Source organism: Halomonas sp. MCCC 1A13316 (assembly GCF_014931605.1).
Lineage (GTDB): Bacteria > Pseudomonadota > Gammaproteobacteria > Pseudomonadales > Halomonadaceae > Halomonas.
The window spans coordinates 3,069,169-3,090,038 of the sequence record NZ_CP053382.1 but is presented as its reverse complement, the minus strand read 5'-3'; the positions used below and the strand labels follow the sequence as shown (position 1 = coordinate 3,090,038).

Genomic DNA, 20,870 nt, shown 5'->3' with positions numbered 1-20,870 from the left:
TGTGGTCTCGCCGTTTATGCTCAGCCCCCTCATCCGCCGATTATTGCGCTCTCATAGCCGACCTGGCCGTTTAGCGTTATGCTATTTGGTGATTAGACCGTGAATACGACTAATCACGGATGCATATGTCACCGGGCACCAGGGGGTCGAGTCGATTATGAAACTACAGCAGCTGCGCTATGTCTGGGAAGTGACTCGCCACAATCTCAATGTGTCGGCAACGGCCCAGAGCCTGTTCACTTCGCAGCCCGGAATCTCCAAGCAGATTCGCCTGCTCGAGGATGAGCTGGGCGTGGAGATCTTCGCCCGCAGCGGCAAGCATCTGACCCGCGTCACCCCCGCTGGAGAGGCCATCGTCGAGCTGGCCGGAAAGGTGCTGCGGCTGGCCGAGAATATCAAGCAGGTGGCCCAGGAACATAGCGATGAACGCCGAGGCAGCCTCTCCATTGCCACGACACATACCCAGGCCCGCTATGCCCTGCCGCCGGTGATCGGCGAATTCACCCGTAAGTATCCCGATGTCGCCCTGCACATGCAGCAGGGCACGCCCAAGCAGATCGCCCAGATGGTCAGCGATGGCATGGCCGATTTCGCTATCTGCACCGAGTCGCTGGAGCTGTTTACCGACCTGATCTTGTTGCCCTGTTATCGCTGGAATCGCTGCGTGCTGGTGCCGCGTGGGCACCCCTTGGCCGATGGAGGCGAGCTGACCCTCAGTCGCCTGGCCGAGCAACCGATCGTTACCTACGTTTTCGGCTTTACCGGGCGCTCCCAGCTCGATGATGCCTTCCGCGCCGGTGGGCTCACGCCCAATGTAGTGCTCACCGCCGCCGATGCCGACGTGATCAAGACCTACGTCAGGCTGGGCCTGGGGGTTGGTATCGTGGCTCACATGGCCTACGACCCCGAACTCGACGACGACCTGGTTGCCCTTGAGGCAGGTCACCTGTTCGAAAGCTCCGTGACCAAGATCGGTATTCGCCGCGGCACCTTCATGCGCGGTTACATGTACGACTTCGTCAAAGGCTTCGCCGGTCATCTCGAGCGCGATCTTGTTGATGCAGCTCTTGCCGCAGGACCGCGGCACGAGGCCGATCTTTTCGAGCACATCGCCTTGCCGGTGCGCTAGGCCCTGCCTGATGGCCGACCTATGCCGGCCGACTTTTCACACAGCCTAAAAAAGGCGGGCCAAGCTTTGCTCGGTCCGCCTCGAGGGATCTCTGGGAAAGGTCAGTGCTGCAGGTGCAGGCCGCACTCTCTCTTCTCCTCCACCTTGGTGGGGTCAAAGTAATCGAATTCGTTGGGCAGGTCGTGCCGCTGCAAGTACTGGTACATGTCACGGGCACTCCAGTGCAGCAGAGGCGAGATCTTGAGTAGACCACTGGCGTTCTTGCTGGCATGGGCCATGCGGGCACGCTCGGGGGTATCTTCGGCACGCAGCGCCGTGAACCAGACGTCAGGTGCGATCTCGCGCAGCGCACGTTCGAACGGCTCGAGCTTCACTTCACGAGTAAAGGCTTCATGACGTGGGTCGTCGATGCTCGGCATTGGCCCTTCCACGGCTTCACGATGAGCCCGTGTGCGCTGCGGCAAATAGATCACCAGGTTGAGGTCGAGGCGCTTGACCAGCTCATCGGCATACCGATACGTCGCATCGGTGTTGTAACCGTGATCCATCCAGACCACCGGAATGTCCGGTCGCTGACGCGTCACCATATGCAGTATGACGGCCTCGAAGGGACGAAAGTTGGTGGTGACGATAGGGCGCTGGCCCTGCTCCAGGGCCCAGCGGATCAATGCGTCCGGACTACTGCCAAGTTCCTGATTGATAGCGTCGAGTTCTGCCATGGGGGCTCCAAGGGTCGTTGACGGCGATTTGGTCATACCCTATCAAAGGCAACAGATTCGCCCCCAATACCGTTTCATTGGATGTATATTCCAAAAATGATGGATTTTGCCTTTTCTTATTCCATGTCGTGCTTTGTGTTTGACAGGGCCTCCATGAGATGACGAATCTTGTCCAGGGTCTCGGTGTATTCCGCGTCGACGTTGGAATCGGCCACCAATCCTCCTCCGCCCCAGAGATGAATCCGTCCGGCATCGGCAACGGCGGTACGAATAGCGATAGAAGTATCCATATTGCCACGCAAGTCGACGTAGCCCAGGCTGCCGCAGTAGACGCTGCGTCGGCTGGGCTCCAGTTCGTCGATGATCTGCATGGCCCGGACCTTGGGAGCACCGGTAATCGAGCCGCCGGGGAACGCGGCGGACAGCAGGTCGAGAGGACGACGTCCTGCTGCCAGGTCGCCGCACACGATGCTGACCAGATGATGGACGTTGGCATAACTCTCCAGCCCGCACAGCTGCGGCACCCGAACGCTGCCTGGACGACATACGCGGCCCAGATCGTTGCGCAGCAGGTCCACGATCATCACGTTTTCGGCACGGTCCTTGAGGCTGGCAGTCAGCTCACTTGCCAGGCGAGCGTCTTCTTCGGTAGTGCTGCCGCGCGGTCGGGTGCCCTTGATCGGTCGGGCCTCGACATGCCCATCGGCCCTGCAGTGCAGAAAACGTTCGGGCGAAAGCGACAGGATGGCCTGTTCCCCCTGGCTCGTGTGCCAGGCCTGGTAGCCGGCGAACGGTGTCGGTGTGGCCTGGCGCAAATGCAGGTAGGCCGACCACAGATCGCCGCGGTATCGAGCACTGAAACGCTGCGCCAGGTTGATCTGGTAGCAGTCGCCGGCACGGATATAGTTCTGGACAGCAGCGAATCGCTCGGCGTAGCCGTCGCGATCCAGCTCACCTTTGAAAGGGGACTGAAGCTGAAACTCGGCGGCTGGAGGTGTGGGCTGTCGTAGCCGATCCAGCACCTGGTTGCGTCTGACGGAAGTTGCCACCAGCCAGCTTTCTCGTTGCTGATGATCCTGAATCAGCGCCCAGTCGTACAGTCCGATACGGCTGGCGGGCAGGGAGACGACCTCGCTCGACGACTCTCCTATCGGTTCGAGAGATCGGCCGAGATCATAGCCCCAATAACCAATCAGGCCACCCAGGAAGGGCAGATCGCTATCCGGAACTTCGAGTGACAGCCCGTCCAACAGAGCCTGCTGAATCGCGAACGGGTTGCGGCTGACGCGTACTTGGCTGTCTACCCGGACGATGCCTTGCCCGTCTACCGTCAGCACCGACACAGGGTCGCTGCTGATGATGTCGTAGCGACCGCCCGGTGCGGCAGGCTTGCCACTATCGAGCAGGACAGCCCCCGGGCGATGGCGCAAGGACGAAAAATAGTCGAGCGGATCATCCCGATAGGGGAGCGAGCTGATTTGAAGTCTTTCAGTCATCAATGGGGCCTTCCAGAACAGGCCCTCATTCTAGGGGGCAGGATGCGTTTTGTCGTGAGAGTCGTTGCGCTGTTAACGATTCCTCCGTCAACGCTGCTAAGATTGTCGACATCGAAGCCACTGCCTATGTTTCGGATTACAACCAAAGGCGTAGTAAATCGCGCCATCAGGGAGGTTGACCGAAGGTGAGGCAATGTCTAAAGTCTTTTCATCCTCCAATTGTCGACAATTAATATGAACTCAGTCGCTCCTGAACAATCCCAACCAGAAGTACGCACCCTGGCCGAGCGTGTCTTCCACCAACTGCAGGATGCCATCGTACGTGGCGAGCTGGCGCCGGGAAGCAAGATCACCGAGCCGGGCCTGTCCAAGACCTACGGCATTTCCCGTGGCCCGCTGCGCGAAGCGATGCGTCGCCTCGAGGCCCACCGCTTGATCGAGCGGGTTCCGCATGTCGGAGCCCGGGTGGTCAAGCTTTCGATGAAGGAGCTGCTGGAGCTATTCGACGTGCGCGAAGCGTTGGAGAGCATGGCTGCACGACTGGCTGCCGAGAACATGACCCGTGAGGAGATCTCAGGGTTGCGTGAGGTGCTTTCCGTGCACGAGCGCCAGGCGGACCTGAAGAGTGGCGAGGCCTACTACCAGCGCGAGGGCGACCTGGATTTCCACTATCGAATCGTCCAGGGCAGCCACAACCGCATGCTGATGACCATGCTGTGCGACGACCTTTATTACCTGGTACGGCTCTACCGCACCCAGTTCAGCGCCAGCGGTACCCGCCCCCAGCGTGCTTTCGTCGAGCACCATCGCATCGTTGATGCCATCGAAGCGGGCGACGCCGAGCTGGCCGAACTGCTGATGCGTCGCCACGTCAGCGCTTCGCGGGCCAATGTGGCCGACCGCTACGCCGAGATTCTCCAGGAGCAGGCCGAGGCCACAGTCTGAGGCCGGTTCGAACGATCACAGAGGAACCTACCATGACACAACTTACCCCAGGCGCTCGTTTTCGTGCCGCACTCGAGGCCAACCGGCCGCTGCCCATCGTCGGCACCATCAATGCCTATACCGCGATGATGGCCGAACGGGTCGGTCACCAGGCCATCTACCTTTCCGGTGGCGGCGTGGCCAATGCCTCGTTCGGCCTGCCTGACCTGGGCATGACCACCATGAACGACGTGGTCCAGGATGCCCATCGCATTTGTGGCGCCACCGATCTGCCGCTGCTGGTGGACATCGATACCGGCTGGGGCGGGGCCTTCAACATTGCCCGTACCGTCAAGGAGATGCAGCGTGCCGGGGTGGCCGCCGTGCACATCGAGGACCAGGTGGCGCAGAAGCGCTGTGGTCACCGCCCCAACAAGGAGATTGTCACCAAGCCAGAGATGGTCGATCGCATCAAGGCCGCCGCCGACGCCCGCATCGATCCTGACTTCTACTTGATCGCGCGTACCGACGCTTTCCAGAAGGAGGGGCTGGATGCCGCCATCGACCGAGCCAACGCCTGTGTCGAGGCCGGGGCCGATGCCATCTTTGCCGAGGCGGTGCACACCCTCGACGACTACCGGGCTTTCTGCCATCGCGTCGACGCGCCTATCCTGGCCAACATTACCGAGTTCGGCGCCACGCCGCTGTTCAGTCAGCAGGAGCTCGTCGAAGTGGGTTGCCGCATGGTCCTCTACCCGCTGTCGGCGTTCCGCGCCATGAATGCGGCCGCATTGAAGGTCTATCAGAGCATTCACGACAACGGGCATCAGCGCGATGTGGTCGAGCTGATGCAGACCCGTGACGAGCTCTATGACTTTCTCAACTACCACGCCTTCGAGCAGAAACTCGATGCGCTGTTTGCCGAAAAAGGCTCAGACGTCTGATCTTGGCCCGTTTCGAAGACTAGAAAACGCTAGAACAAGGAGACTCCATATGGCTGAGAAAACTGTCAGCAGTACAGGCCTGCGGGGCCAGAGCGCAGGAACCACGGCCCTGTGTACCGTGGGCAAGAGCGGCGCCGGCCTGACCTACCGCGGTTTCGATATCAAGGAGCTCGCCGAGAAGGCGCGTTTCGAGGAGGTCGCCTACCTTCTGCTCAAGGGTAAGCTACCCAATCGGGCCGAATTGGACGCTTACATCACCAAGCTCAAGGGAATGCGGGGCCTGCCGGCACCGCTCAAGGCCGTACTCGAACAGATACCCAAGAATGCCCACCCCATGGACGTGATGCGAACCGGCGCTTCGATGCTGGGTAACCTCGAGACCGAGGAGAGCTTCGACGAGCAGCAGGACGTCTCCGATCGCCTGCTTGCCGTGCTGCCCTCGATCATCTGCTACTGGTATCGCTATAGCCACGATGGCGTGCGCATCGAGACCGAGACCGACGACGAGTCAGTGGGTGCTCACTTCCTACACTTGCTGCGCGGCGAGGCGCCTTCCGAGCTACATGCCCGGGTCATGAACGTCTCGCTGATCCTGTATGCCGAGCATGAGTTCAACGCCTCGACCTTCACCGCTCGCGTATGTGCCTCGACGCTCTCCGACATGCACTCCTGCGTGACCGGTGCCATCGGCTCGTTGCGCGGTCCGCTGCATGGCGGTGCCAACGAGGCGGCCATGGACATGATCGAGAACTGGACGTCGCCGGAAGAGGCCGAGCGCGAGATCATGGGCATGCTCGAGCGCAAGGAGAAGATCATGGGCTTCGGACATGCGATCTATCGCGAGTCCGACCCGCGCAACGCGATCATCAAGCAGTGGTCCCAGAAGCTGGCCGAGGACGTGGGCGACACGGTCCTGTACCCGGTTTCCGAGCGCGTCGAGGAGGTCATGTGGCGCGAGAAGAAACTCTTCTGCAATGCCGATTTTTTCCACGCCAGCGCCTATTACTTCATGGACATTCCCACCAAGCTTTTCACGCCGATCTTCGTCTGTTCGCGCGTCACCGGCTGGTGTGCCCATGTCTTCGAGCAGCGTGCCAACAACCGTATCATTCGCCCTAGTGCCGACTACATTGGTCCAGAGAAGAGCGAGTGGGTGCCGATCGAGGAGCGCGACTGAGTTTCTCCTCCCTCAGCAAGGGCGGCCCAAGGGTCGCCTGTTCCCCCGCCTGACCCAACACCACGCGAAGACCGTCGACTCATGAATACTCAATATCGCAAACCGCTTCCCGGTACCGAGCTGGACTACTTCGACGTGCGTGCGGCCGTCGAGGAGATCCAGCCCGGTGCCTACGACTCCCTGCCCTATACTTCCCGGGTACTGGCCGAGCAACTGGTGCGCCGCTGCGAGCCGGAATTGCTCCCTATGGCTCTCAATCAGCTTATCGAGCGCCGTCGCGACCTGGATTTTCCCTGGTATCCGGCGCGGGTGGTCTGCCATGACATCCTTGGCCAGACGGCGCTGGTCGATCTGGCCGGCTTGCGCGACGCCATCGCCGAGAAGGGCGGCGACCCGGCCAAGGTCAACCCGGTGGTGCCGACTCAGTTGATCGTCGACCATTCGCTGGCCGTCGAATGCGGCGGTGACGATCCCCAGGCGTTCGACAAGAACCGCGCCATCGAGGATCGCCGCAACGAGGATCGCTTCCACTTCATCGACTGGACGCGCACCGCGTTCAAGAACGTCGACGTGATCCCCGCCGGCAACGGCATCATGCACCAGATCAACCTGGAGAAGATGTCGCCGGTAATCCAAGCCCGCGACGGCGTGGCGTATCCGGATACCTGCGTGGGTACCGACAGCCACACCCCGCACATCGATTGCCTGGGCGTGATCGCCATTGGCGTCGGCGGCCTCGAGGCCGAAACCGTGATGCTCGGCCGGCCCTCGATGATGCGCCTGCCCGACATCGTCGGCGTCAAGCTGACCGGCAAGCGCCAGCCCGGCATCACCGCAACCGATATCGTTTTGGCCATCACCGAGTTCCTGCGCCAGGAGCGGGTGGTGGGGGCCTACCTGGAGTTCTTCGGTGAGGGCGCCGAGAGCCTGACCATTGGCGACCGTGCCACGATTTCCAACATGACGCCGGAGTACGGCGCCACCGCGGCAATGTTCTACATCGATGAGCAGACCACCGACTACCTGACCATCACCGGCCGCGAGCCGGAGCAGGTGGCGCTGGTGGAAAACTACGCCAAGACCGTGGGGCTGTGGGCCGATAGCCTTAAGCAGGTCGAGTATGAGCGGGTACTGACGTTCGATCTTTCCACCGTCGAGCGCAACATGGCCGGCCCCTCCAACCCGCACCGTCGCCTGCCCACCTCGGCGCTGGCCGAGCGCGGCATCGCCGCCAACCTGGAGCAGGCGCTGGCCGAGGAGAAGGCCGGTCGAATGCCCGACGGCGCGGTGATCATCGCCGCCATCACCAGCTGCACCAACACTTCCAATCCGCGCAACGTAGTGGCCGCTGGCCTGGTGGCGAAGAAGGCCAATGAACTCGGCCTGATTCGCAAGCCTTGGGTGAAATCTTCCTTCGCGCCAGGTTCAAAAGTTGCGCGGCTCTATCTGGAAGAGGCTGGGCTGCTGCCTGAGCTGGAGAAGCTCGGCTTTGGGATCGTCGCCTACGCCTGTACCACCTGTAACGGCATGTCCGGTGCACTTCGCCCTGAGATCCAGCAGGAGATCATCGACCGCGACCTCTATGCCACCGCGGTGCTCTCCGGCAATCGAAACTTCGACGGTCGCATCCACCCCTATGCCAAGCAGGCCTTCCTGGCCTCGCCGCCGCTGGTGGTGGCCTACGCCATCGCCGGTACCGTGCGCTTCGACATCGAGAAGGATGCGCTGGGCTACGACAGTGATGGCAACCCGGTCACCCTCAAGCAACTGTGGCCCTCGGACGAGGAGATCGATGCCATCGTCGGCAAGTACGTGAGGCCTGAACAGTTCAAGCAGGTCTACATCCCGATGTTCAATCTGGATGAGGTGGAGGAGGCCAAGAGCCCGCTCTACGACTGGCGCCCGCAGAGCACCTACATTCGTCGCCCGCCCTACTGGGAAGGCAACATGGCGCGTGAGAGGGGGCTGAAGGGCATGCGGCCGCTGGCGATCCTGCCGGACAACATCACCACCGATCACCTGTCGCCGTCGAACGCCATCATGCTGGACAGCGCGGCGGGGGAGTATCTGGCCAAAATGGGTCTGCCGGAGGAGGACTTCAACTCCTATGCGACTCACCGCGGCGATCACCTCACCGCCCAGCGCGCGACGTTGGCCAACCCCAAGTTGTTCAACGAGATGGTGCGCGGCGACAACGGCGACGTGATCCAGGGCTCGCTGGCGCGTATCGAGCCGGAAGGCAAGGTGACGCGCATGTGGGAGGCCATCGAGACCTACATGGAGCGCGGCCAGCCACTGATCGTTATTGCCGGCGCCGACTATGGTCAGGGTTCATCACGTGATTGGGCGGCCAAGGGCGTGGCGCTGGCAGGCGTAGAGGCCATTGTCGCCGAGGGCTTCGAACGTATCCACCGCACCAACCTGGTGGGCATGGGCGTGATGCCGCTGCAGTTCGAAGAAGGCACCACGCGCCACACACTGAAGCTCGATGGCACAGAAACCTACGACGTGGAGGGCAAGCCGGTCCCCGGGGCGACCCTCGAGCTGGTCATTCATCGCAAGACCGGTGAGATCGACCGCGTGCCGGTACTCTGCCGGCTGGATACCGCCGAGGAGGTCACGGTCTATTCGGCCGGCGGCGTGCTGCAGCGCTTCGCCCAGGATTTCCTCGAGTCCAAGACCGAGGCGACGGCCTGATCTCAATGTCGCCGAACGCCTCGGCGTAACGCCGGGGCTTCCCGTTCTTTCAGGAAACTAGTTCCATGGCATACGTTCCCCAGATTCGAATTCCCGCCACCTACATGCGTGGTGGTACCAGCAAGGGCGTATTCTTCCGTCTGGACGACCTGCCCGAGGCGGCACGCCGGCCCGGCCCGGCACGTGACGCCTTGCTGTTGCGTGTCATTGGCAGTCCCGATCCCTACCAGAAGCAGATCGACGGCATGGGCGGCGCTACCTCGAGCACCAGCAAGACCGTCATTCTCTCAAGAAGCGATAGCCCCAATCACGATGTCGATTACCTGTTCGGCCAGGTCTCCATCGACAAGCCCTTCGTCGACTGGAGCGGCAACTGCGGCAACCTGTCAGCCGCCGTGGGTCCCTTCGCCATCAGCAACGGTCTGGTGGATCCCTCGCGCGTCCCTGAAAACGGCATCGCTACGGTGCATATCTGGCAGGCCAATATCGGCAAGACCATCGTTTCAAAGGTGCCGATCGTGAATGGTGAGGTGCAGGAGACCGGCGACTTCGAACTCGACGGCGTGACCTTCCCGGCCGCCGAGGTGGCGGTGGAGTTCATGGATCCTGCAGACGGGGATGGTGCCATGTTCCCCACCGGCAATCTGGTCGACATGCTGGAGGTGCCCGGTATCGGTACGCTCGAGGCGACCATGATCAATGCCGGTATCCCGACCGTCTTCGTCAATGCCGATGCCATCGGTTATACCGGCACCGAACTGCAGGAAGCGATCAATGGCGATACCAAGGCGCTGGCCATGTTCGAGTCCATACGTGCCCACGCGGCGGTGCGCATGGGGCTGATCAAGGAAGTCGCCGAGGCGGCAGAGCGGCAGCACACACCCAAGGTCGCCTTCGTCGCACCGCCATCAGATTATGTCGCCTCGAGCGGCAAGGCGATCAAGGCTTCGGACATCGACCTCGTGGTTCGCGCACTCTCCATGGGCAAGCTGCACCATGCCATGATGGGCACGGCGGCGGTTGCCATCGCCACGGCGGCGGCGGTGCCCGGGACCCTTGTCAGCCAGGCCGCGGGAGGTGGCGAGCGTAACTCGGTGCACTTCGGCCACCCATCCGGCACCCTGCAAGTAGGAGCCGAGGCGGCCAGCGTCGGCGGTCAATGGACGGCGACCAAGGCCGTGATGAGCCGCAGTGCCCGTGTTCTGATGGAGGGTTGGGTGCGTATTCCCGGTGACGCCTTCTAAGGCTTCCTGGCAGGATTTTCGCGCCCTGAGTCGCAAGGCTCGGGGCGTTTTCTATAGTGAAGGGAGTCGACAGCGAATCTGAAGCAGGAGAGAGCATGAGCGCCACCGTCGAACGCAACGTCCGCCCCGACTACGACCCCGAGCTACAGAAGATCGCCGATTACGTGCTCGACTACCGTATCGAGAGCGAGGAGGCGCTGGACACCGCACGCAACTGTCTCATTGACTCCCTGGGTTGCGGCCTGCTGGCGCTACGCTTTCCCGAATGTACCAAACATCTGGGACCTCTGGTCGAGGGGACCGTGGTGCCGAATGGTGCCCGAGTGCCGGGCACCTCCTTCCGTCTGGATCCGGTCAAGGCTGCCTGGGACATCGGCTGCATCATCCGCTGGCTCGACTACAATGACACCTGGCTTGCTGCCGAGTGGGGACATCCGTCCGACAACCTTGGCGCAATCCTCGCGGTGGCCGATCATCTTTCACAAAAACGGATCGCTCAGGGGCAGGCACCGCTCACCATGCGCGATGTGCTGGAAGCGATGATCAAGGCGCATGAGATCCAAGGTGTGCTGGCACTCGACAACTCTTTCAACCGGGTCGGACTCGATCACGTGGTGTTGGTGAAAGTCGCTTCCACCGCAGTGGCTGCGCACATGATGGGAGCGGATCGAGAGCAGTTGCTCTCGGCTTTGTCGCATGCCTGGGTGGACGGTCAGAGCCTGCGTACCTATCGCCATGCGCCCAATGCCGGTTCACGCAAGAGCTGGGCAGCGGGGGACGCCACGTCGCGTGGCGTGCGTCTGGCCGATATCGCCCTGCGCGACGAGATGGGTATACCCGGTGTGCTCAGCGCGCCGCAGTGGGGCTTCTACGATGTCCTTTTCTCCAAGACCAATAAGGATCAGAAGCTCAAGCACGAGAGTGAGAGGCGCTTTACCTTCCAGCGCGAGCTTGGCTCTTACGTCATGGAGAACATCCTGTTCAAGATCGCTTTCCCGGCAGAGTTTCATGCCCAGACCGCTTGCGAGGCAGCGGTTCGTCTGCACGCACAGGTCGAGGGCCGTCTGGAGGATATCGAGCGCATCGTCATCACCACGCATGAGTCGGCGATACGGATCATCTCCAAAGAGGGGGACCTGGCCAATCCTGCTGACCGCGACCATTGCCTGCAGTACATGGTGGCTGTGCCTTTGATCTTCGGTGATTTGACCGCCGAGCACTATGAGGACGATTTTCACCATCAGCATCCCCTCATCGATACCCTCAGGGCGAAGATGGAGGTCATTGAAGAGCCTCGCTACACTCAGGACTACCTCGCCTCGGACAGGCGTTCCATCGCCAACGCCATCCAGGTCTTCTTTCGGGACGGCAGCTCCACGGAGTGCATCGAAGTGGAATACCCCATTGGCCACCGGCGTCGGCGCGACGAAGGTATCCCGGTTCTCGAAGAGAAATTCAAGCGCAACTTGGCGACCCGTTTTCCGACTGGACGAAGCGAGAGGATATTTGCTCTATGCAAGGATTCCGATCGCCTCGAGGCAATGCCAGTGAACCGCTTCGTGGACCAATTCGTCATCTGAGGTAACCAAGGGGGGGAATACTTGTTCTCCGTCATGGCAGCGCGCCAAAACCTGAACTATATTTTTTTGACGCCAAGGGTTGCGTGCACCCTCGGTTAACCGTAAAGTACGCATCCGCTGCCGGCAACGGGCAACGTTGTCAGCGGTGGAAAGAGTGGTAAGTGGCTGTCGCGCTTTGGATTTTTCGACTCGCTTCGCAAAATTCCTGCTTGACGCTCACGGCGGATTCGGTAGAATGCGCCCCACTCGAGAGAGGCCCGCCGAGGGCTCTCACGGAAACCGGCGACGCCGGTCTTCGACGCCAGGTTCGCTACGGTGACGGCCTCGAAGGGAGTTGACAGACTCCGCCGAATCGGTAGAATACGCCTTCCTCGCAGGGCGCTGGCGAGGCCGCTGACAGAGTCAGTTGCCACGACAGCAAGCGAGACGCTCCGCGCTTCAGGCAGTGATTGAAGCGAGTGGGAGCCGCTCTTTAACAATCGATCAGGTAATTCATGTGGGCGCTTGTCGACGAGGTGGGTGAGAAGTCACACCCTATCGAGGCAAGCGACTCGTCGAAGACCTTCGGGTCTTTTTGAGAAGCTTTGACCTTGAGCCAAGTTTGGTTCGCTTTTGTCCGTTTCTTCGGAAAGGATGAGTAAGAACCGCAATGATTTGAAACTGAAGAGTTTGATCATGGCTCAGATTGAACGCTGGCGGCAGGCCTAACACATGCAAGTCGAGCGGCAGCACGGGGAGCTTGCTCCCTGGTGGCGAGCGGCGGACGGGTGAGTAATGCATAGGAATCTGCCCGATAGTGGGGGATAACCTGGGGAAACCCAGGCTAATACCGCATACGTCCTACGGGAGAAAGCGGGGGCTCTTCGGACCTCGCGCTATCGGATGAGCCTATGTCGGATTAGCTGGTTGGTGAGGTAATGGCTCACCAAGGCGACGATCCGTAGCTGGTCTGAGAGGATGATCAGCCACATCGGGACTGAGACACGGCCCGAACTCCTACGGGAGGCAGCAGTGGGGAATATTGGACAATGGGGGCAACCCTGATCCAGCCATGCCGCGTGTGTGAAGAAGGCCTTCGGGTTGTAAAGCACTTTCAGTGGGGAAGAAAGCCTTCCGGTCAATACCCGGGAGGAAGGACATCACCCACAGAAGAAGCACCGGCTAACTCCGTGCCAGCAGCCGCGGTAATACGGAGGGTGCGAGCGTTAATCGGAATTACTGGGCGTAAAGCGCGCGTAGGTGGCTTGATAAGCCGGTTGTGAAAGCCCCGGGCTCAACCTGGGAACGGCATCCGGAACTGTCAGGCTAGAGTGCAGGAGAGGAAGGTAGAATTCCCGGTGTAGCGGTGAAATGCGTAGAGATCGGGAGGAATACCAGTGGCGAAGGCGGCCTTCTGGACTGACACTGACACTGAGGTGCGAAAGCGTGGGTAGCAAACAGGATTAGATACCCTGGTAGTCCACGCCGTAAACGATGTCGACTAGCCGTTGGGTCCTTCGCGGACTTTGTGGCGCAGTTAACGCGATAAGTCGACCGCCTGGGGAGTACGGCCGCAAGGTTAAAACTCAAATGAATTGACGGGGGCCCGCACAAGCGGTGGAGCATGTGGTTTAATTCGATGCAACGCGAAGAACCTTACCTACCCTTGACATCCTGCGAACCCTTCGGAGACGAAGGGGTGCCTTCGGGAGCGCAGAGACAGGTGCTGCATGGCTGTCGTCAGCTCGTGTTGTGAAATGTTGGGTTAAGTCCCGTAACGAGCGCAACCCTTGTCCCTATTTGCCAGCGATTCGGTCGGGAACTCTAGGGAGACTGCCGGTGACAAACCGGAGGAAGGTGGGGACGACGTCAAGTCATCATGGCCCTTACGGGTAGGGCTACACACGTGCTACAATGGTTGGTACAAAGGGTTGCAAGCTCGCGAGAGCAAGCTAATCCCAGAAAGCCGATCTCAGTCCGGATCGGAGTCTGCAACTCGACTCCGTGAAGTCGGAATCGCTAGTAATCGTGAATCAGAATGTCACGGTGAATACGTTCCCGGGCCTTGTACACACCGCCCGTCACACCATGGGAGTGGACTGCACCAGAAGTGGTTAGCCTAACCTTCGGGAGGGCGATCACCACGGTGTGGTTCATGACTGGGGTGAAGTCGTAACAAGGTAGCCGTAGGGGAACCTGCGGCTGGATCACCTCCTTAAACGACGTATCGCCACCTCGCGGCAAGTGCTCACAATGAATTACCTGATCGACCAGAGCAAAGACTGTTTGGGTATGGACCCAGCGCGACCAATGGGTCTGTAGCTCAGTTGGTTAGAGCGCACCCCTGATAAGGGTGAGGTCGGCAGTTCAAATCTGCCCAGACCCACCATTCTCGAGCTTCGGCCGGGTCTGTCGCTCAGTTGGTGAGAGCGCACCCCCGGAAGTGCTGTAAGGAGAAGGGTGAGGTCGCCGGGTTTATTTCAAATCTGCCCAGACCCACCAAGTTTGCGTGATACGTCGTTGAAAGAGTCCTCGTATAGCAGGCTATACGTCGTCGTCTTTCGCCTTGTCTCACACAAATTACTTTCGGGGCCATAGCTCAGCTGGGAGAGCGCCTGCCTTGCACGCAGGAGGTCAGCGGTTCGATCCCGCTTGGCTCCACCAAACTTCCTGATGCGTCGTTGAAAGGCGCCTCGCATAGCGAACTATGCGTCGTTACCTTTCGCCTAGCCTCAGATCGTTTGGCTTCGCCACTTCCCCACAGTCTACCCTGATCGGATCTGCAGTCATAAGCCAGCGTCGCGCCTTGCGATGTCGGGTTTATGACTGTCGATTGACAGTCTGCTCTTTAACAATGTGAATCATGCTGACAATTTCTCCGCAAGGAGAAATGCGAGATACGTCTCAAGCGTATCCGGCAATTGTCGTACGTGATCGCGGACCAGACCCTTTCGGGTTATATGGTCAAGCGATTAAGCGCATACGGTGGATGCCTTGGCAGCCAGAGGCGATGAAGGACGTTGTAGCCTGCGATAAGGCTCGGTGAGGTGGCAAACAACCTGTGACCCGGGCATTTCCGAATGGGGAAACCCACCCTGCACAAGCAGGGTATCCCACACTGAATCCATAGGTGTTGGGAGGCGAACCGGGGGAACTGAAACATCTAAGTACCCCGAGGAAAAGAAATCAACCGAGATTCCCCTAGTAGCGGCGAGCGAACGGGGACTAGCCCTTAAGCGACACAACCGATAGGCGAACAGGCTGGGAAGCCTGACCATAGCGGGTGATAGTCCCGTAGCCGAAATCCGAGTGGCGTGAAAACGAGTAGGTCGGGGCACGAGAAACCTTGACTGAACATGGGGGGACCATCCTCCAAGGCTAAATACTCCTGGCTGACCGATAGTGAACCAGTACCGTGAGGGAAAGGCGAAAAGAACCCCGGCGAGGGGAGTGAAATAGATCCTGAAACCGTATGCGTACAAGCAGTGGGAGCCGACTTGTTCGGTGACCGCGTACCTTTTGTATAATGGGTCAGCGACTTATTTTCAGTGGCGAGCTTAACCGAATAGGGGAGGCGTAGCGAAAGCGAGTCTTAACTGGGCGACCAGTCGCTGGAAATAGACCCGAAACCGGGCGATCTATCCATGAGCAGGTTGAAGGTTGAGTAACATCAACTGGAGGACCGAACCAGGATCTGTTGAAAAAGATTTGGATGACTTGTGGATCGGAGTGAAAGGCTAATCAAGCCCGGAGATAGCTGGTTCTCCTCGAAAGCTATTTAGGTAGCGCCTCACGTATCACCATCGGGGGTAGAGCACTGTTTCGGCTAGGGGGCCATCCCGGCTTACCAACCCGAGGCAAACTCCGAATACCGGTGAGTGCGAGCGTGGGAGACACACGGCGGGTGCTAACGTCCGTCGTGAAAAGGGAAACAACCCAGACCGTCAGCTAAGGTCCCGAAATCCTGGTTAAGTGGGAAACGATGTGGGAAGGCTCAGACAGCTAGGAGGTTGGCTTAGAAGCAGCCATCCTTTAAAGAAAGCGTAATAGCTCACTAGTCGAGTCGGCCTGCGCGGAAGATGTAACGGGGCTAAACCAGGTACCGAAGCTACGGGCTTGCCGAATGGCAAGCGGTAGAGGAGCGTCGTGTAAGCCGATGAAGGTGGATTGAGAAGTCTGCTGGAGGTATCACGAGTGCGAATGCTGACATGAGTAACGACAAGGGGAGTGAAAAACTCCCCCGCCGGAAGACCAAGGGTTTCTGTTCGACGCTAATCGGAGCAGAGTGAGTCGGCCCCTAAGGCGAGGCCGAAAGGCGTAGTCGATGGGAAACGGGTCAATATTCCCGTACCTCACTGTATTGCGATGGGGGGACGAAGAAGGCTAGGTGAGCCAGGCGTTGGTTGTCCTGGTGAAAGCCAGTAGGCTGGGGGTTCAGGCAAATCCGGATCCCCAAGGCCGAGAGGCGAGACGAACACCCCACGGGGTGGAAGTCATCGATGCCACGCTTCCAGGAAAAGCCTCTAAGCTTCAGATACAGTGGGACCGTACCCCAAACCGACACAGGTGGTCAGGTAGAGAATACCAAGGCGCTTGAGAGAACTCGGGTGAAGGAACTAGGCAAAATGGTGCCGTAACTTCGGGAGAAGGCACGCCGGCGTAGGGTGAAGGCACTTGCTGCTGGAGCTCGAACCGGTCGAAGATACCAGGTGGCTGCAACTGTTTATTAAAAACACAGCACTCTGCAAACGCGCAAGCGGACGTATAGGGTGTGACGCCTGCCCGGTGCCGGAAGGTTAAGTGATGGTGTTAGCCCTCGGGCGAAGCTCTTGATCGAAGCCCCGGTAAACGGCGGCCGTAACTATAACGGTCCTAAGGTAGCGAAATTCCTTGTCGGGTAAGTTCCGACCTGCACGAATGGCGTAATGATGGCCACGCTGTCTCCACCCGAGACTCAGTGAAATTGAAATCGCAGTGAAGATGCTGTGTACCCGCGGCTAGACGGAAAGACCCCGTGAACCTTTACTATAGCTTCACACTGGACGCTGATGTTGCTTGTGTAGGATAGCTGGGAGGCTAGGAAACCCGGACGCCAGTTCGGGCGGAGCCACCCTTGAAATACCAGCCTGGCATCATTGGCGTTCTAACTCAGGTCCGTGATCCGGATCGAGGACAGTGTGTGGTGGGTAGTTTGACTGGGGCGGTCTCCTCCCAAAGAGTAACGGAGGAGCACGAAGGTACCCTCAGCACGGTCGGAAATCGTGCATTGAGTGCAAGAGCATAAGGGTGCTTGACTGCGAGACAGACACGTCGAGCAGGTACGAAAGTAGGTTCTAGTGATCCGGTGGTTCTGTATGGAAGGGCCATCGCTCAACGGATAAAAGGTACTCCGGGGATAACAGGCTGATACCGCCCAAGAGTTCACATCGACGGCGGTGTTTGGCACCTCGATGTCGGCTCATCACATCCTGGGGCTGAAGTCGGTCCCAAGGGTATGGCTGTTCGCCATTTAAAGTGGTACGCGAGCTGGGTTTAGAACGTCGTGAGACAGTTCGGTCCCTATCTGCCGTGGGCGTTGGATGTTTGAGAAGAGCTGCTCCTAGTACGAGAGGACCGGAGTGGACGCACCTCTGGTGTTCCGGTTGTCACGCCAGTGGCATTGCCGGGTAGCTACGTGCGGACGGGATAACCGCTGAAAGCATCTAAGCGGGAAGCCCCCTTCAAGATGAGACATCCCCGAGGCCTCGAGCCTCCTGAAGGGCCCAGCGAGACCAGCTGGTTGATAGGCCGGGTGTGGAAGCGCTGCGAGGCGTTGAGCTAACCGGTACTAATGGCCCGTGAGGCTTGACCATATAACCCCAAGGGGTCTGCGCATTGCGCACGAAAATTGACGGATACGCCCGGGCACGCCCCGGCGAGACGTATCGCTCAGCATGATTCCAACCGTTTTCGCCTGACGACCATAGCGAGTGGGAACCACCTGATCCCATGCCGAACTCAGCAGTGAAACCACTCAGCGCCGATGGTAGTGTGGGGTCTCCCCATGCGAGAGTAGGTCATCGTCAGGCATCTATCCCAAAACCCCGAGTGCCATAGCGCTCGGGGTTTTTCTTTGTCTGTCGTTTCTCTTCGTACAGCTCGATAGGCGTGCCGTTGACCTTCCCCTGGTTTAGGTCCGCTGGCAGTTCAAAATTTCAGTTTACAGGATTGTCTATGAAGCAAAGCCCCGACCGAGAGGTCGGGGCTTTGTCATCGCTGGCTACGGGAGCGTGGTAGCCTGGCTGGTTCTTATACGACGCCTTGGTCGATCATGGCATCGGCTACCTTGCGGAAGCCGGCGATATTGGCGCCGAGCACCAGGTTTGAGGGTTCGCCGAATTCTTCGGCCGTATTGGCGCACTGCTGGTGGATATTCGCCATGATGGCCTGCAGCTTGGTATCGACCTTCTCCATGGACCATTGTTGCATACTGCTGTTCTGCGCCATCTCGAGCTGGCTAGTGGCGACGCCGCCGGCATTGGCGGCCTTACCTGGGCCGTAGGCAATCCTGGCTCCGAGGAAGCGGTCGACGGCAGTGGCAGTGGAGGACATGTTCGAGCCTTCACTGATGCAATGCACGCCATTGCCGAGCAGGGCGACAGCATCGGCTTCGGTCACTTCGTTCTGCGTGGCGCTGGGGAATGCAACCTCGCCTTTGATACGCCATACGGCGTGACCGTCGCTCGGGTAATCCTGGGCATCGATGTACGTTGCCTCGGGGTGATATTCGACGTATTCACGCAGAGAAGTGCGCTTCACCTCTTTGAGCAACTTGAGCGTGTCGAGATCAATCCCCTCAGGATGGTGGATCGCGCCGCGTGAGTCCGAGCAGGTAACGGGACGAGCACCAAGATGATAGAGCTTCTCTATTGTATATATGGCCACGTTGCCGGCTCCTGACACCAAGCAGGTCTTGCCTGAGATGCTATCGCCACGTGCCTCGAGCATGTTCTGGGCGAAGTAGACCGCGCCGTAGCCGGTGGCCTCCTTGCGGCCGAGCGAGCCGCCCCAGTTCAGCCCCTTGCCGGTGAATACGCCTTCATAGCTTCCTGTGAGACGCTTGTACTGACCGTACATGTAGCCAATTTCCCTGGAGCCTACCCCAATGTCGCCTGCAGGAACATCGACGGTCGGGCCGATATGACGGTACAACTCGTTCATGAACGATTGGCAGAACCGCATGATTTCGCCATCGGACTTGCCCTTGGGATCGAAGTTGGAGCCTCCCTTGCCACCGCCGATAGGCAGTCCGGTCAGGGCATTCTTGAATATCTGCTCGAAGCCCAGGAACTTGATGATGCTGGCGTTGACGCTTGGGTGAAAGCGCAGGCCGCCCTTGTAAGGTCCCAAGGCCGAATTGAACTGGATGCGGTAGCCCTTGTTGACTTGCACCTTGCCAGCGTCATCGACCCAACTGACGCGGAACATGATCTGGCGCTCAGGCTCGACGATGCGTTCGATGATGCTGTGCTGATGGTAGCGCGGCACCGTTTCGAGCAAGGGACGCAGACACTCGAGGACTTCCTCTGCAGCTTGATAAAACTCGCATTGGGCCGGGCTGCTCTTTCTTAGCCCTTCGAGGGTGTCGTGTATGTAGGTCATATGAACGTCCAGTCAGATAGCGATGCGCTCACTATAATTCAGTGCACCATTATGCAGCAAGCACATAGCCTATGTCGGGATTAGACATAGATACGAGCCGAAAATGCTTTATAAATGGCCTTTCTTGTGCACCAAAACTGAGCATTAGACTTAATTAAAAAACGGTGAGCAAACGATTCTGGGTAGCCGACATCTACTTCCAAGGCTGGTAACATGCGAGCCCAAGAACACCGTGAGAGAGATCCGATGTCCCGCTTGGCGAAGCACGTGGTTGCCGATCAGTTGCTCTTCTACTGCCGTCCTGGCTTCGAACACGACGTAGCATCCGAGGTGACGTGCTGGGCCGACCAACTCGGCTGGCACGGCAGGGCGGAGTATTCACCTCAGGAAGGTTTCGTACGCTTCGTCGTGGATGACGTGCGGCCGGCCAACGAGCTGCATAGGGAGATGTGCTTCGATCGGCTCGTCTTTGCGCGCCAGAGCCTGGTGGCGTTGCCGCCGCTGTCTCTGGCTCGGGATGACAGGCTATCCCCCATCGTGGAGCAGGTAGTATCCAGTGGCTGGAGCTTCGAGTCGGTCTGGCACGAAACGCCCGATACCAATGATGGTAAAGCCTTGGCGGGCCTCATCAAGGCACTGACACGTCCGCTAGAGTCGGGGCTGCGTAAGCGTGGCGCTTTACGCCGCAAGGCTGGCGGACGCCGTTTGCATCTGTTCTGGACCGATGGCGATCGCGTGCAGTTGGGCATGAGCTTTCATGGCAATCGCAGCGAACTGCAGGGTGGCATCCGACGGTTGCGCTTTCCCCAGGCAGCGCCGAGTCGTTCGACTCTGAAGTTGGAGGAGGCCTGGCATGAGTTCGTGCCGCGTGAAGAGTGGGGCGGGCGATTGGCAGAAGGCATGCAGGCCGCCGATCTCGGGGCGGCTCCTGGTGGATGGACCTGGCAACTGGTCAAGCGAGGCATGCATGTTTTCGCCATCGACAACGGACCCATGAACAGCGACTTGATGGCGACGGGAATGGTGGAGCATTTGCGCGAGGATGGCTTCATCTGGGAGCCGCCATATCGCCTTGATTGGTTGGTGTGCGACATCGTAGACAAACCGGCAAGGGTGACGGCAATGGTTCAGCGCTGGCTGACCCGCCGCTGGTGTCGGGAAGCGGTTTTCAACCTTAAGTTGCCGATGAAGCGACGCTGGGAGGAAGTCGACCGCTGCCTGGCTCTGCTTGAGGAGGCGCTGCACGATGCCGGCGTTCGTGCCGAGCTGCGTTGCCGACATCTCTATCATGACCGTGAGGAGGTCACGGTGCATGTCAGGCTATTGAATTGACTCGACGC

Annotated in this window: 11 protein-coding genes, 3 tRNA genes and 3 rRNA genes; 14 read left to right on the top strand and 3 right to left on the bottom strand. The window is 59.4% G+C overall.

Annotated elements, in window-relative coordinates; genetic code table 11:
• The first annotated feature begins 157 nt into the window (after positions 1–157).
• Entirely contained in the window at positions 158–1,129 is a 972-nt protein-coding gene (cysB, locus tag HNO52_RS14315) for an HTH-type transcriptional regulator CysB (RefSeq protein WP_197565933.1), read from the top strand.
• Between the two features lie 101 nt (positions 1,130–1,230).
• Here the strand turns inward: cysB and HNO52_RS14310 are convergent, their stop codons facing one another.
• On the bottom strand, positions 1,231–1,848 hold the full coding sequence (locus tag HNO52_RS14310) for a phosphoadenosine phosphosulfate reductase domain-containing protein (RefSeq protein WP_197565932.1): 618 nt from the start codon (positions 1,846–1,848) through the stop codon (positions 1,231–1,233).
• Between the two features lie 116 nt (positions 1,849–1,964).
• Complete coding sequence (pabB, locus tag HNO52_RS14305; protein WP_197565931.1) at positions 1,965–3,344, bottom strand: aminodeoxychorismate synthase component I; 1,380 nt, start codon at positions 3,342–3,344, stop codon at positions 1,965–1,967.
• A 234-nt stretch (positions 3,345–3,578) separates the two neighbouring features.
• Between pabB and HNO52_RS14300 the strand changes: the two genes are divergently transcribed.
• The 12 genes from HNO52_RS14300 (at position 3,579) to rrf (ending at position 17,957) form a co-directional block, all read left to right on the top strand.
• Positions 3,579–4,289, top strand: coding sequence for a GntR family transcriptional regulator (locus tag HNO52_RS14300; RefSeq protein WP_197565930.1), 711 nt, complete (start codon positions 3,579–3,581; stop codon positions 4,287–4,289).
• 32 nt (positions 4,290–4,321) lie between these two features.
• Positions 4,322–5,212: a methylisocitrate lyase gene (prpB, locus tag HNO52_RS14295; protein WP_197565929.1), complete on the top strand. Its 891-nt coding sequence runs from the start codon at positions 4,322–4,324 to the stop codon at positions 5,210–5,212.
• 49 nt (positions 5,213–5,261) lie between these two features.
• Complete coding sequence (gene prpC, locus HNO52_RS14290) at positions 5,262–6,389, top strand: bifunctional 2-methylcitrate synthase/citrate synthase (protein ID WP_197565928.1); 1,128 nt, start codon at positions 5,262–5,264, stop codon at positions 6,387–6,389.
• Positions 6,390–6,470: 81 nt separating this feature from the next.
• Positions 6,471–9,086: a Fe/S-dependent 2-methylisocitrate dehydratase AcnD gene (gene acnD, locus HNO52_RS14285; protein WP_197565927.1), complete on the top strand. Its 2,616-nt coding sequence runs from the start codon at positions 6,471–6,473 to the stop codon at positions 9,084–9,086.
• 65 nt (positions 9,087–9,151) lie between these two features.
• Positions 9,152–10,330 (top strand): 2-methylaconitate cis-trans isomerase PrpF, encoded by a 1,179-nt coding sequence (gene prpF / locus HNO52_RS14280; protein WP_197565926.1) that lies wholly within the window; start codon positions 9,152–9,154, stop codon positions 10,328–10,330.
• 95 nt (positions 10,331–10,425) lie between these two features.
• Positions 10,426–11,910, top strand: a complete 1,485-nt coding sequence (prpD, locus tag HNO52_RS14275; protein WP_197565925.1) for a 2-methylcitrate dehydratase — start codon at positions 10,426–10,428, stop codon at positions 11,908–11,910.
• A gap of 657 nt (positions 11,911–12,567) precedes the next feature.
• Positions 12,568–14,107, top strand: a 16S ribosomal RNA gene (locus tag HNO52_RS14270).
• 94 nt (positions 14,108–14,201) lie between these two features.
• Positions 14,202–14,278, top strand: a tRNA-Ile gene (locus HNO52_RS14265).
• A gap of 16 nt (positions 14,279–14,294) precedes the next feature.
• Positions 14,295–14,391 (top strand) — tRNA-OTHER (locus HNO52_RS14260).
• An 86-nt stretch (positions 14,392–14,477) separates the two neighbouring features.
• Positions 14,478–14,553 (top strand) — tRNA-Ala (locus tag HNO52_RS14255).
• Between the two features lie 298 nt (positions 14,554–14,851).
• Positions 14,852–17,741 (top strand): 23S ribosomal RNA (locus HNO52_RS14250).
• Positions 17,742–17,841: 100 nt separating this feature from the next.
• Positions 17,842–17,957, top strand: a 5S ribosomal RNA gene (gene rrf, locus HNO52_RS14245).
• The 16S, 23S and 5S rRNA genes sit together here with 3 tRNA genes alongside, the layout of an rRNA operon.
• 220 nt (positions 17,958–18,177) lie before the next feature.
• On the opposite strand, the gene gdhA is transcribed toward rrf, so the two are convergent.
• Positions 18,178–19,530, bottom strand: a complete 1,353-nt coding sequence (gdhA, locus tag HNO52_RS14240; RefSeq protein WP_197565924.1) for an NADP-specific glutamate dehydrogenase — start codon at positions 19,528–19,530, stop codon at positions 18,178–18,180.
• Positions 19,531–19,776: 246 nt separating this feature from the next.
• Here gdhA and rlmM point away from each other — a divergent pair, with 246 nt between their 5' ends.
• Positions 19,777–20,862 carry a 23S rRNA (cytidine(2498)-2'-O)-methyltransferase RlmM gene (rlmM, locus tag HNO52_RS14235; protein ID WP_197565923.1) on the top strand — a complete coding sequence of 362 codons (1,086 nt, stop codon included), beginning with the start codon at positions 19,777–19,779 and terminating at the stop codon, positions 20,860–20,862.
• The last annotated feature ends 8 nt before the right edge of the window (positions 20,863–20,870 follow it).